Annotated in this window: 14 protein-coding genes and 2 pseudogenes; 8 read left to right on the forward strand and 8 right to left on the reverse strand. The window is 40.2% G+C overall.

Features of this window, described 5'->3' with window-relative positions:
- The first annotated feature begins 3 nt into the window (after nt 1-3).
- Complete coding sequence (locus ACE1CI_RS07310) at nt 4-894, forward strand: FkbM family methyltransferase (RefSeq protein WP_413267213.1); 891 nt, start codon at nt 4-6, stop codon at nt 892-894.
- Here the strand turns inward: ACE1CI_RS07310 and ACE1CI_RS07315 are convergent.
- Nucleotides 866-1360, reverse strand: a complete 495-nt coding sequence (locus ACE1CI_RS07315) for a pentapeptide repeat-containing protein (RefSeq protein ID WP_413267212.1) — start codon at nt 1358-1360, stop codon at nt 866-868. The genes ACE1CI_RS07310 and ACE1CI_RS07315 overlap by 29 nt on opposite strands.
- A 295-nt stretch (nt 1361-1655) precedes the next feature.
- On the opposite strand from ACE1CI_RS07315, the gene ACE1CI_RS07320 reads away from it, so the two are divergent.
- The 3 genes from ACE1CI_RS07320 to msrP all read left to right on the forward strand — a co-directional run bounded on the left by ACE1CI_RS07320 (nt 1656) and on the right by msrP (nt 4249).
- Nucleotides 1656-2201, forward strand: a complete 546-nt coding sequence (locus tag ACE1CI_RS07320) for a peptidoglycan-binding domain-containing protein (RefSeq protein ID WP_413267211.1) — start codon at nt 1656-1658, stop codon at nt 2199-2201.
- Nucleotides 2202-2357: 156 nt separating this feature from the next.
- Nucleotides 2358-3221: a tetratricopeptide repeat protein gene (locus tag ACE1CI_RS07325; RefSeq protein ID WP_413267210.1), complete on the forward strand. Its 864-nt coding sequence runs from the start codon at nt 2358-2360 to the stop codon at nt 3219-3221.
- A gap of 35 nt (nt 3222-3256) precedes the next feature.
- Entirely contained in the window at nt 3257-4249 is a 993-nt protein-coding gene (msrP, locus tag ACE1CI_RS07330) for a protein-methionine-sulfoxide reductase catalytic subunit MsrP (RefSeq protein ID WP_413267209.1), read from the forward strand.
- Here msrP and ACE1CI_RS07335 read toward each other — a convergent pair.
- A complete protein-coding gene (locus ACE1CI_RS07335) occupies nt 4216-4587 on the reverse strand; it encodes a hypothetical protein (protein ID WP_496615303.1) in 372 nt (123 codons plus the stop codon). The genes msrP and ACE1CI_RS07335 overlap by 34 nt on opposite strands.
- Nucleotides 4588-4708: 121 nt before the next feature.
- On the opposite strand from ACE1CI_RS07335, the pseudogene ACE1CI_RS07340 reads away from it, so the two are divergent.
- The 3 genes and pseudogenes from ACE1CI_RS07340 to ACE1CI_RS07350 all read left to right on the forward strand — a co-directional run.
- Nucleotides 4709-5071: pseudogene (locus tag ACE1CI_RS07340) on the forward strand (Uma2 family endonuclease); the annotation flags it as partial.
- A gap of 22 nt (nt 5072-5093) precedes the next feature.
- A complete protein-coding gene (locus ACE1CI_RS07345; protein ID WP_413264533.1) occupies nt 5094-5165 on the forward strand; it encodes a DUF6883 domain-containing protein in 72 nt (23 codons plus the stop codon).
- 26 nt (nt 5166-5191) lie between these two features.
- Nucleotides 5192-5428, forward strand: a complete 237-nt coding sequence (locus ACE1CI_RS07350) for a DUF4926 domain-containing protein (RefSeq protein WP_459564061.1) — start codon at nt 5192-5194, stop codon at nt 5426-5428.
- Nucleotides 5429-5530: 102 nt separating this feature from the next.
- On the opposite strand, the gene ACE1CI_RS07355 is transcribed toward ACE1CI_RS07350, so the two are convergent.
- The 6 genes and pseudogenes from ACE1CI_RS07355 to ACE1CI_RS07380 form a co-directional block, all read right to left on the reverse strand.
- Nucleotides 5531-8071 (reverse strand): PAS domain S-box protein, encoded by a 2541-nt coding sequence (locus ACE1CI_RS07355; protein ID WP_413264527.1) that lies wholly within the window; start codon nt 8069-8071, stop codon nt 5531-5533.
- A gap of 210 nt (nt 8072-8281) precedes the next feature.
- Nucleotides 8282-8872, reverse strand: coding sequence for a HEAT repeat domain-containing protein (locus tag ACE1CI_RS07360; protein ID WP_496615601.1), 591 nt, complete (start codon nt 8870-8872; stop codon nt 8282-8284).
- A pseudogene (locus tag ACE1CI_RS07365) lies at nt 8846-9616 on the reverse strand (HEAT repeat domain-containing protein); the annotation flags it as partial. The gene ACE1CI_RS07360 and the pseudogene ACE1CI_RS07365, both read right to left, overlap by 27 nt.
- 176 nt (nt 9617-9792) lie before the next feature.
- Nucleotides 9793-10632, reverse strand: a complete 840-nt coding sequence (locus ACE1CI_RS07370; RefSeq protein ID WP_413264525.1) for a phycobilisome rod-core linker polypeptide — start codon at nt 10630-10632, stop codon at nt 9793-9795.
- A gap of 160 nt (nt 10633-10792) precedes the next feature.
- Nucleotides 10793-11281: a bilin-binding protein gene (locus ACE1CI_RS07375; RefSeq protein ID WP_413264524.1), complete on the reverse strand. Its 489-nt coding sequence runs from the start codon at nt 11279-11281 to the stop codon at nt 10793-10795.
- 139 nt (nt 11282-11420) lie between these two features.
- Entirely contained in the window at nt 11421-11939 is a 519-nt protein-coding gene (locus tag ACE1CI_RS07380) for a bilin-binding protein (RefSeq protein WP_413264523.1), read from the reverse strand.
- A gap of 318 nt (nt 11940-12257) precedes the next feature.
- On the opposite strand from ACE1CI_RS07380, the gene ACE1CI_RS07385 reads away from it, so the two are divergent.
- Nucleotides 12258-12935 carry a response regulator transcription factor gene (locus ACE1CI_RS07385; RefSeq protein WP_413264522.1) on the forward strand — a complete coding sequence of 226 codons (678 nt, stop codon included), beginning with the start codon at nt 12258-12260 and terminating at the stop codon, nt 12933-12935.
- Nucleotide 12936 lies beyond the last annotated feature (1 nt).

Here is a 12936-nt window from a genome sequence, read left to right on the forward strand (position 1 = left end):
ATTATGAAACAATTTTGGCTATTTATAGTTAGTTATATTTACCGATTGATTGTTAGAACAATTTCTCTGTTAACGGGTAGAGGTGCCGGAAAATTTGCCACTATTTTACCGAAAGGTCAAAGTTATCTAGTAAAAAATTATTGCGGTCTTTATAATTTTAATGTTGATACTACTTATCCGATCGAATCTTCCGTTTGGCTTTGTGGTGTTTATGACATGGTTACGACTAAATTTTTACGTAAAGTAATCCATCCGGGTGATGTTTTTTTAGATGTTGGTGCTAATTGTGGCGCTTTGACTTTAGTGGCTGCAAGTTTAATCAATGATGGCAAAATTTATGCTTTTGAACCTGGGGCTGAGATTCGCGCTCGTTTACAAGCAAATATAGATGCTAATGGGGGATTAGGCGATCGCATTAAGGTTGTACCATTAGGTTTGGGATTAACTAAAAGTCAACTTTTTTACCATGAAGACCAAAACTACAGAGGTAATGGTTCGCTGCACATTAGTTATGGTGTCCCGGTAGAAATCATTTCCTTAGATGAATGGGTGTTACAGGAAAATATTAGCCAAATCGATGTAATTAAAATTGATGTAGAAGGGATGGAATATGATGTGCTTTTAGGTGGTAAGGCAACTTTGGAAAGGTTTCGTCCGCTGATTTACTTTGAAACAATTGAGTTATTTTATGGGGAAAAACAGCATAATATCCGAGATATTTACGAATTTCTCGGTAATTTGGGATATAAGATTGTTAGACCTACATCACCTCACTTAGAAGTGAATTTTGCTGGGGAATATCCGGCAAATTCTGTGGCAGTTCCAATGAGTAAATTAGACCGCTTAAAAATTAAATCAGCCAGTATCAACGACAACCTAAAGACTCACGGGTAGACACTCCAGTTTGAGAATTTACCCCCGTTGCTACTTGGCAGAGTTCTCTAATTTGTCCTCCATCTAACAGCGCATCTGTGAAGTCTGCACCAGCGATATTTGTATTTTGAAAAGTGGAACGTAGCAAAATTGATTCGACTAAGACAGCATCGCTTAAATCAGCATCGGTAAGATTAGCTTGATCGACCATTGCATTAGTTAAGTCGGCGGCGTGTAAATTCGCTTTAATCATTACGGACGCACTCATCACTGCACCACGCAAGTCAGCATTAGCAAAATTTGTTTGGAAGAGATTGGCGTTGGAAAATTCTGCTGCTGGTAATGTTTGCCCGGAAAAATCTCGCCCAGGAAGTTGAGCATTACTAAATGATAAGGGAGGGGCGTATTTTGTTGCTGCTTGCGCTGGTAAAGCAGAGAAATAAAGAGTTAGCGCCAGTACAAATGTTACCAATTTTCGCAAAATCATAAAAAACACTAGGATTAACGAGCTTTTCCTTGACATTTATAGAATATAGCATTTTAGCTCATCTTTAGTTTCAATTATTTTAGTTCGTTCAATCAAAAAACAACTGATTTTTGCTATTAAATTTTGCTGCTCATCTATCAAATTGCTGAAAATAATTTTAGTTCATTCTCAAGTGATATAAATGCTGATAACAATCTCTAACTTCAGCATTATGATTTGCTTTTTGAAACTGATCTAACCTAAAAACATAGCAAAAGCAAATTTCAGAAATCAGCCAGCAAGGAGCAACTCAATTATGGCTAATAACCTGTCGAAATCTAATCTTCTTTCCATTGGTGTAATATCTGCAATTTCTGCTGCGGGACTGTTGTTTGGTGGATTAGAAGCAAAGGCACAAACTACTGATTCTAATCAAATGAATCAGTCACCAACTCAGCCATCTCAGAATAATTCTACACCCGCTGGATCTAATTCTCCATCTACAATTCAGCCATCACAAAATGTATCTCCTTCGACAAATACTTTACCCGCTACACCTTCGACAAATAGCACACCTTCTCTGGGTCAATATTCTCCAAATCAAGCTCCTATCTTAAGAGTAGGTAGCCAAGGTCAAGCAGTTAGAGATGTGCAGGCTTTGTTGAGTCAACAAGGTTTGTATAGAAATGCACCTGATGGTGTTTATGGGCTTCAAACACAGGCTGCTGTGAGACAATTTCAACAATCACAAAACTTGCCTGTAGATGGTATTGTAGGGCCACAAACTTGGGGCGCAATGCTTAACAGTGGTAATGCAGGCGGTAACACTGGCAATCTTGGTACCAGCGGTCAATCTCAGTAATCTGAGTAAAAGATTTAGCAACTGAATTTTAAGTGTTGTAAATAAGTCGGAAGTCGGCGGAATGCTGACTTCTGACTTTTTATTTTTTGTTGATTATATTAATTAAAAATTTCGTATACTCAAGTAAGAGTGTCGTGCTTGCTTTCAGTGTTTATTATGATTGGCCTTAGTACATTTGAAGAAATAATCGGTAGTCATAATAAAGTTTTGGAATGTAGACCAGATGACTATCGCTCATGGTATAGGCGAGGCAATAAGTTGCGAATTATGGGCAAATATTACGATGCAGTTGCTAGTTATGAAAAGGCTATAGAACGCCAACCGGGTGATTATCGTGCATGGTATCAACGGGGAAATGCTTTAGATGATTTGGGGCGCTATGAAGAGGCGATCGCATCTTACAATGAAGCATTGAATTTATATGCCAAAGATTACTGGGTTTGGTATTGGCGGGGTCATTGTCTCAGAAAAATGGAACGTTTTAGCGAGGCAATTGATTCTTTTAACCAAGCTTTAGAATTGAAACCAAATGATTATTGGGCTTGTTATAATCGCGGTCATGTTTTGCGAGAATTACAGCGGTTTGAAGAGGCGATCGCATCTTATGAGCAAGCGATGAAAAGTAGGGAAAATGATTATTGGTCTTGGTATTGGCGAGGAGATTGTTTGCGACATTTGGGGCGCGATAAAGAGGCGATTTCTAGTTACAATAAAGCGTTAAGAACTAAACCCCAAGATTTTTGGTGTTGGTTGCGTCGAGGAGATGCGTTGCGCTGTTTGGGAAGATATCAAAGTGCGATCGCCAGTTACGATAAAGCTTTAGAAGTGCAACCGAAAGATGCTAGTGCGTTGTACCATAAAGCTTGTTGTTGTGCCAAACTAAGAAAGGTTGAGTTAGCGGTGGAAAGTTTGGGGAGAGCGATCGATCTTTACCCGAAAAAATATCTAAACTTAGCTCAAACCGATGCTTATTTTGACCCAATTCGCGGTTATCAAGAATTTGAAGCTTTGCTGCAATAAAAGTTAGAAAGTTCAACAATTGGAGTTAATTGAAAATGCCGATTATTCGCGTGCCAAAATCCTGGGAAATTCCTGAAAATGAAGTAACACCAGAAGCCGCTTTTTATAATCGGCGACGCTTTCTTAAAACCCTCGTAGGTGCTGGGTTAGGCGCAAGTATTTTGCCGATCGTTGGTTGTCAGGACTCTTCATCATCAGAAAATGTTGAGTTGAACAAAACTTTGGATAAACCCAAGTTAACGGGAGTTAAACTGAATCCAGCTTTTGCGGAGGTCGATCGACCTATTACCAACGAAAAATTAGCCGGACAATACAACAATTTCTATGAATTTGGCAGCGGTAAATCAATTTGGCAAGCCGCCCAAGCTTTACCTACAGATAATTGGAAAGTTGAGGTAACGGGATTAGTTAAAAATCCGCGTACTTATGACTTAGATGATTTACAGAAAAAGTTTAATTTACAAGAAAGAATTTACCGTTTTCGCTGCGTAGAAGCTTGGTCAATGGTAATTCCTTGGATTGGTTTTCCCATGCGAGATATTATCGCCGCAGTTGAGCCAACTTCTAAAGCAAAATTTGTCCGATTTAGTTCTTATTACGACCCGAAAGTTACTTATGGTTCCCTTGTAAGCCTAGTGAAAAAGTTACCTTGGCCTTATCAAGAAGGGTTGCGAATTGAAGAAATGGCGAACGATTTAGCGTTTTTTGCTGTGGGGATTTACGGTCATTTATTGCCAGATCAACATGGTGCGCCAATTCGGGCAGTGTTGCCTTGGAAGTATGGGTTTAAGGGTGCAAAATCGATTGTAAAAGTTGAATTTTTGGAAAAGCAACCTGCTACTTATTGGAATACTTTAGTGCCGAATGAATATGATTTTGAGGCAAATGTAAATCCGACAAAACCCCATCCCCGTTGGTCACAAGCGACCGAGAAATTTGTCGGGAAAGGGCCGGGTTTTTCTTGGGAAAGAAAGGAAACTCTTCCTTACAATGGTTATGGGGAATATGTGGCGAATTTGTATGTTTGATCCCCCCTAACCCCCCTTATTAAGGGGGGAACAGCATTCAAAGTCTCCCTTATTAAGGGGGGAACAGCATTCAAAGTCTCCCTTATTAAGGGGGGAACAGCATTCAAAGTCTCCCTTATTAAGGGGGGAACAGCATTCAAAGTCTCCCTTATTAAGGGGGGAACAGCATTCAAAGTCTCCCTTATTAAGGGGGGAACAGCATTCAAAGTCTCCCTTATTAAGGGGGGAACAGCATTCAAAGTCTCCCTTATTAAGGGGGGAACAGCATTCAAAGTCTCCCTTATTAAGGGGGGAACAGCATTCAAAGTCCCCCTTATTAAGGGGGGAACAGCATTCAAAGTCCCCCTTATTAAGGGGGATTTAGGGGGATCTAATTCGGAATGATGCAAGAATAGAAGAAATTTTTAACCGCAGATGAACGCAGATAAACGCAGATAAATACAACTAAAAGGTGTTACCATGATTGCTTCACCTCAACCTTCTTACTTCACCCCTGACGAATACCTCGAAATGGAGGAACAAAGCCCGATTAAACATGAATATATTGATGGGCAAATTTATGCAATGGCAGATGTAAGCGATCCTCATGTTACTATTGTTGGAAACCTGGCTGCACTTCTCCTTAATTATGTTCGAGGTTTAGGTTTTCGGCTTTATATTTCTGCTATGAAAGCGCGAATTGAATCATTAAATCGCTTCTATTATCCTGATGTTATGGTGACTTGCGATGAACGAGACAAGCAAACAGCAAATCATAAACGTTTTCCCTGCCTAATTGTAGAAGTTTTATCCGACTCTACAGAAGCTTTCGACAGTTCTGATGATAAGAGGGGAAAAACAGGCAATGGTACGCAGTGTTTGGATTGTGCGGGATGATGAAGATTTTCCTCGGTTGATAACTTGTTTTGTTTTGTAATTAGGAGTAATAAGATGAATTCACAAATGAAGTTATTGGATGTGGTAGCATTGCTAGAAGATTTACCTGAATTAGGTTTATATCGGGGTCAGGTGGGAACAATTGTGGAAGTGTATGAACCAGGGGTTTTTGAGGTAGAATTTAGTGATTTAAACGGTCGCGCTTACGCTATAGAAACTCTGAATGCTAATCAACTGATGCTTTTACATTATCAGAGGTTGTCTGAAGAAATTAGGACTTACGCACTGAACCCTAAAAGCTAGATCCCCCCTTACCAAGGGGGGAATCTGTAAAGCCCCCTTGGTAAGGGGGTTGGGGGATCTGAGTGCGTAAGTTCTAGAAATATTAGTTCAAACTTGAGAATGTTACCTTTTTTTCAAAGGCAAACTAACTGTAAAAGTTGTCCCTACTCCTACTTCACTCTTCAAACTAATACTTCCACCATGCAACTCGACACACTTTTTCACCACCACAAGTCCTAACCCCGTTCCTGGGATATTTCGCACATTTTTTCCCCGATGGAATGGTTCAAATAACTGTTTTTGATCCGCTTCGGAAATGCCAATTCCTTGGTCACGAATTCGCAAAATAGCATTATTTCCATCGCACTCTAAACTAAAATAAATGTTGCTATTTTGGGGAGAATACTTAATCGCGTTAGAAAGCAGATTTGATAAAATCGACTTGAGCAATTTTTCATCTAAATAAGCGCGACTACATTCCCCAACACATCCAAACCTAATTTGATGATTCGCACCTTGACTTAAACGTATTTCTTCAATAATATTCAAACAAAAACTTTCCAAATTTAAAAACTGCGGCTTAAATTCTAATTTTCCTGTTTCAGCGCGATTAATAGTTAAAATATCATCCAATAATTGAATCATCGTTTTTACCGAAGATTGAATTCGGTTTAAATTCCTAGTAATTTTCTCATTTTGCTCTGATTGACTACTGCTATTTTCTAAAAGTTGCGCTGCTGCTAAAATAGTACTCAAAGGTGTGCGGAATTCATGAGATGCCATTGAGAAAAAGCGCACTTTTAAAGCGCTGAGTTCTTTCTCTCTTTCCAAAGCGAGGCGAATTTCATCTAAACGTTTGCGTTCGGTGATATCGCGAGAATTGACAAAAATTCTGGTAGTTTCTGCATAATCTACAAAGTTCTGACTAATCGCTTCAAAAATTCGCCAAGTTCCGTCTTTGTGACGACGACGAAATTCTATTGATAAAGCAGTTCCGGGATTTTGAATTGTGTTAGTAAAAGTTCGTAAAGCGTTGGTAACATCGTCTGGATGAATGTATTCAAAAATATTCTTTCCCACTAAGTCAGCGGAAGCGTAACCTAACACTTTTTCAACTGATGGACTTTCGTAACTTATAGTACCATCAGCGTCAATAATGGTGATAATATCTAAAGCATTTTCGATTAAAGATCGGAATCTTTCTTCACTTCTTCTCAATGCAGCTTCTGCCTCTTTTCTCTCGGTAATATCTCGTTGCACAGATATCCAATGTGTATACCAACCTGTTTTATCTGCAACTGGAACGACGCTAAATTCCACCCAAAATTCTGAACCATCTTTGCGGTAATTAATTACTTCTACTGTGACTGATTCCCAATGAGAAAGTGCCTCTCTAACCTTTTTTAATTCGTTGCGATCGGTTTTTGCACCGTGAAGAATTCGCGGATTTTTTCCTAACACTTCTTCTAATGTATATCCAGTCATGTTGGTAAATGCTTTGTTAGCATAAAGAATGCGGGGTCCCGGTTCATCAATGGGTGCTGCTTCGGTGATTAAAACTGCGTCATTTGTGTTAACAACTACTGACTGAAGTAGGCGTAATTGTTCTTCTTGGCGCTTTTGTTCGGTGATGTCTGCAACTACCGCTACTAAACCATTAACATTACCTTCGCTGTCTTTTAAAGGTGCAGCAGAAAAGCTAATATCTATTGTTGTTCCGTCTTTTTTTTGTCGTTTTAATTCGCCCGTATAATGAATTGTTCCTTGCAAAATGCTTTGTTTTAATGTTTGGAATTCTTCGATTTTATCTTCGGGAACTATGGGGTTAGGTCGATCGCAAACTTCCGCTTCTGTCCACCCAAAAATTCTTTCGGCAGCAGGGTTCCAAAGTTTGACGTTACCATTTAAATCTAAGGTAAAAATGGCGCGAGGAGATGCAAAAATTAATGCTTGTAAGGTATGATTTGTGTGGCGCAATGCTTCGTTAGCTAATGCTAATTCTTCGGTGCGTTGTTGCACGCGAATTTCTAAGTCGGCGTTGAGTTCTTGCAGCTGTTCGTAAAGTTCTGATTGTTGAATGGCGATCGCTACCTGAGTCGCCAATTGTTTCATTAATTCTACTTCTGATGTTTCCCATTGTCGAGGGCCACTACAATGGTGTGCAATCAATAATCCCCAAAGGTTTTCTCCTTGTAAAATCGGAACTACTAACTTTGCTTTTACGCCAAATTGTTTAACAAATTCAATTAAACAAGGTTCAATGTCTGATTTTTCAATATCGGTAATGGCACGAGTTTTACCTTTTGAATAAGCTTGATGATACTCTTGGGGAAATACTTCTTCGGGAAAAGATTGTCCTAAAATTAAGGGCCATTCTGGTAATACTGTTTCGGTAATTGCTGTACCTGTTCCATCTGCCCAGAGGCGGTATATAAGTACGCGATCGCATCCCAAAAACTGTCTAACTTCGGCTACAGTTGTAACTAATACTTCTTCTAAGTTTAACGATTCTCGAATATGATGGGCTATTTGGGTGACTAATCTTTCTCTTTCTGTTTGTTGGCGCAGGACTATTTCTGTTTGTTGGCGTTTGCTAATTTCTCGGTTTAATAAGTAGTATGCTGCTAGTAAAATCAGGAGGTTAATTAGGAGGATGATTAACATTTTGGGTGAGGTTGAGAGATTTTATTATTAAAACCGCAAAGAACGCAAAGAACGCAAAGAGAAGAATTTGTAATAAGTTTAATCTATATAGGAAATTCCCACCCCAAAAAGGAGTGGGATAATTGGCTTTCACTTCAACAAGTACGGAGTAGGAGTTTAACGTAGTCGATGGAAGCTATAGGGAAAGATGTTTTTCACCGCAGATGAATTTTAGTTGTTGATTGTAATTTTAGCAGGTTGCCAATTTTCTAAGGCGGTTTGGCAACGCAATCTTACAATTGGATCTGTTTGTTGTTGTAAAGCTTGTTCTAAAATTGCTTGAGTTTCTGGGGTGTTAATTTCTTGTAATGAGACGATCGCCGCATAGCGTAATGCCCAATCTTCAACGTTAGATAATGCCCAATTTAGTTTTTCTATGCAACGATCGATCGCCGAACTATCGTTGGTTGTACTGCCGATTTTTCCTAACCCTCTCGCTGCCATTCTTCGCACGCTTCCCTGACAGTGATTGGCAACTTCTATTCCCACAACTTCAATTAATAAATCGACGGCGCGAATATCACCAATTCTTGCTAATGCTTGGATAATAAAACCTTGAATTCCGTGATCTTTACATTTTAAAAATGCGGTAATTAAAGGTTCTACCGTTTCGCTGCCAATCTGTACTAATGATTCTACTGCTGTTGATGAAATGGCAGGATTATGATGGTGCAATTTTTCGATTAAAGATGCGATCGCTTCCCCACTACTTACCCCAACTCCCCGATTTTCAGGTAATAACAATCGATCGATCGCACCCAACAAAAAGCTTTTTCCCTCCCCAGATGTCTCATTCTCTGCTTCATCTGCCAGCAAAGCTTCCAAAATTCGCTTCAAATTCAACAACTTTAAACTATCAGCGACTTTTGCGGAAATTATCGCTTCTGCTGCGGTTAAATGTCCGATCGCACCTAAATCAAAAGCAGCTGCCCACCGCAAATACATATTCTCATGACTGAGATTTTGCACCAACCTTTCTATATATTGCGGTTCCTCAGTTAATAAATAAAGATATCTCGCCGCAGCACATTGCACCCGTTCTGATTTATCCTGTAAAAAAGGTGCAATTAAATCCCGAACTTCCCATGCTTGTAAAGTTCCTAAAGCTTCAATTATTGCTTCGTAAGGTTGTTCCGAATGGGATTTTAAAAGCGTAATTAAAGCGGGAATTGCTTGGCGATCGCCAATCGCTGCGATCGCTTGTACCACAGCTTCCCTTAAATTCAAATCTTCACAATCTAAAGCTGTTAATAATGCAGGTAAAGCTTGGGGATTTTTTAACTGTCCTAATGCCCTCGCCGCTTGTCTTCTTAAAGGATATCCACCCTGTTCAGTACGATAGCGTTCATCCCGCAAAGCTGCACATAAAAAAGGACAAGCTGACTGTATTTTATTTTTACCTAACCACCAAGCAGCATAATAACGGGTTTGATTATCATCTCCGGTTAAAGCTGCGATCGCACTTTTTGCCGAATTAATTGGTTCAGTCGAGTAAGTAGTAGTCATAAAAATTGTTCTTTATTATTAGGGACTAGGGACTAGGGATTGGGTACTGGGGACTGGGTACTAGGGACTAGGAAGAAAGTTTTGAATTGTAGGGGTAGGTTTAGCAAAATAAAAACCCCTTTAATTCCCCTTGTCTCCCAGTCCCCAGTCCCTAGTCCCCAGTCCCCAATCACCAATTACTGAGCAGGTGTAACACTGACAATTTTGCCGCCCCGCTTATGGATTTCTTGGTATTTTTCAGACAATTGATCGAAGGGTACAGTATAAACTTGGCGACTGCGACGCACTGCAACTTTTGTACCAACTCCGCCTATAATTGCTTCTACCAAATAGACGCGAGCATCTCCTCTATTGGGAGCACTATGTAAAGTTCCACCACTGCTAGCAGTACTTCTGGTAGTAACTGTTGGAGGAGTAATACTATTTGCCAAATTCATGGAAATTCGCAGCCGCAGTCTGGAATCTTTGCCTCCATACTGGGCATTATCGCTATTTCCATTTCCCCGATATAGGCTAAACAAACGGTTAAAACCTACGGTTTTTTGCCCTGCAATTGATTGGAATCCCCGGTAAAAGGGAACGGTATAATCACCAAAAGCAGCGCTATATTCTGGGCTATAAATGTAGGAATCGATTTCTGCTTCGTAGCCCTGAGAAGCGTAAATATCAACGTGATAAGCAATCTCTGATTGGTCGTAAGGCGCACGTCCCAATAAGTGCTTATAATTCAACTCAATGAACCGCACTTGGGATTTGTTGTAGAAAAAGCGCTCTTTGTAAAATTCTGATTTTGCTAAAATCGCAACAAATTGCCGCACGTTAATGCTGCCATTTCTTAACAATGCTTCAGCACTGGAAAATACACCACTGGTGTAAACTCTTTCCCGTCCGAAAACGTGCTCGTAAGCGGCGCGAAAAACTTGTTGCAAATCGTCTTCTGTCCAATTGCGGCGCAGTTCAAATTTTTTCCCAACTGCGCCGCTAATGCCTAAGCGATCTTCTGTTAAAAGGCTCATGTTTTACTGCTCCATTAAAAAACGTTTTTGTCATTGGTCAATTGTCATTTGTCTTTTGTTATTTGTCATTTTTAATCAGTTATTAATCAATGACGAATAACTAATGATTAATGACAAACAACCAATGACAAACGACCAATGACCAATGACTAAGAACGAGTTAGCTTAGTGCGTTGATTGCGTAGTTGAGGTAAATGTTGGCTTCACCAGCGGCATCGCCAGACAAACCATGATTATCACGAACGAATTCTAATGCTGCAACGTACCAGCTGGGAGATAATCCCAAAGCAGCGTTGAATTCTTTCACACCTGCTAATACATATTCATCGATCGGTCCTGTACCACCAACAACACAGCAGTAGCTAATAGTACGCAAGTAGTGGTCGATATCCCGTACACACTTGTTTTTGCCTTCTTGAGTAGAAGCATATTGGGGCCCTTGCATTTGGGTGGTGTAAGGGAATTTTTGATACACATGGTTAGCAGCTGCTTCTGCCCACTTTTTGCCATTATTGTTAAATGCTTTAGCGGCTTCTAATCCAGCACGAGCACGGTTAAAGCGACCGAAAATCGCTTGCACTTCGGTATTGCTGAGGTAAGCGCCACGAGAATCTGCTGCTGCAATTGCTTCTGTGATCGGGGTTTTCATGATATCTTTTTTCTCCTCAATGCTTTGATTAAGCTGTGGTGTAATCTGAGGTTTGTAACTTAAATTCGATTCATTGTGCAGGATGGCAGATGAAAAAGGCTAAAGAACTTTTCCTTACCTTCTGCCTTCTGCCTTTTTACTAGGCAACTGCGCCAGCGGCTCGATCGAAATAACCAGCCAATTCTGACATTAAAGCGCTGCAATCTCCTTTGGTAATTCCATTGGAATCGTTAGCAATTTGAATTGCCGCATCTTTCATTTTTTGGATGCCTTTAGCAACAGTGCCACCAGGAGTTCCTAAAGCTTGGTAGGTTTCGCGCAAACCATTTAAGCAACGATCGTCCATTACACTGGCATCGCCCGCTAGTACTGAGTAGGTGACATAGCGTAAAATAAATCCTAAGTCACGAATGCAAGCCGCTTGGTTGCGGTTATGGAAGCAAGCACCACCAGGGCCGAAAACTTGGGGTTCTTCTGCAACTAATGCGCGATAAGCATTTGCAGTAATGGTGGAAGCGTTGCTGGTGAGGCGGTTAACTACGTCCAAGCGCTTGTTGCTTTCGGCAACGATATTGGACAAAGCATTTACTTGATCTTCGCTTAGGTAAGCGCCTTTCTTATCAGCTTGATCAACTACTCTGGAGAAAGCGTCGAGCATTTTCTTAAATCTCCTAAGTTGCTTAGGTTTTATAAATTGCGGCTGTCAAAAGTTCAGCTTGCATAGAACCTTACCTTCCAAAAGTAAAAAAATTGGTGAGGAAACGGTAAAGAAATCGGAAAGATTGTAACGAATTGAGTAATTTGTTACAAACTGAAACAAAGGCTTAAGTTATTATTACAAGTCTTTGTAAAAAATCTTAACTTTTATTGCGAATCTTAAGCCAAAATAATGTCCACCAAAGAGGGTAAGATTTTCTCATCTGTCGAACTCTTGCTGCCAGAAGGTTATTAATTTTGATGAGAAAATTTTGCGCTTATGAGGATTCTTCTGGTTGAAGATGATTTGCGTCTTGCGGAAACGTTAGCGGAAGCACTGACCGATCAGCGCTATGTTGTTGATGTGGTGAGTGATGGGGAATCAGGATGGGAACAAGTCAAGGTACTCAACTATGACTTGATGCTTTTAGATTTGATGTTGCCAGAATTGGATGGGAAGAGTCTTTGTCAGCGTTTGCGATCGCACGGTTACAATATGCCTGTGCTCATGCTCACCGCTTGCGATACCGTCACTGATAAAATTAATGGCTTAGATGCGGGTGCGGATGATTACGTAGTAAAACCTGTAGATTTAGGGGAATTATTTGCTAGAGTTCGCGCTTTATTGCGACGCGGAAATTCCTGTTTACCCCCGATTTTAGAATGGGGAAAATTGCGTTTAGATCCGAGTACTTACGAAGTGAATTATGCAGATAAACCTTTACATTTAACCCCTAAAGAATACAGCTTGTTAGAATTATTGCTCAGAAGTGGGCGGCGTGTTCTCAGTCGCAGCATCATTATTGAACACATTTGGTCTTTAGAAGCACCCCCAGAAGAAGATACAGTGAAAGTGCATCTTAGAAGTTTACGGCAAAAGTTAAAAGCTGCGGGTGCTCCAGATAATTTAATCGAAACAGTTCACGGCATAGGTTATCGCTTACGACAGTTAAGCTAAA

The organism is Floridaenema flaviceps BLCC-F50 (assembly GCF_041929275.2).
In the GTDB taxonomy this organism is placed as follows: domain Bacteria; phylum Cyanobacteriota; class Cyanobacteriia; order Cyanobacteriales; family Aerosakkonemataceae; genus Floridanema; species Floridanema flaviceps.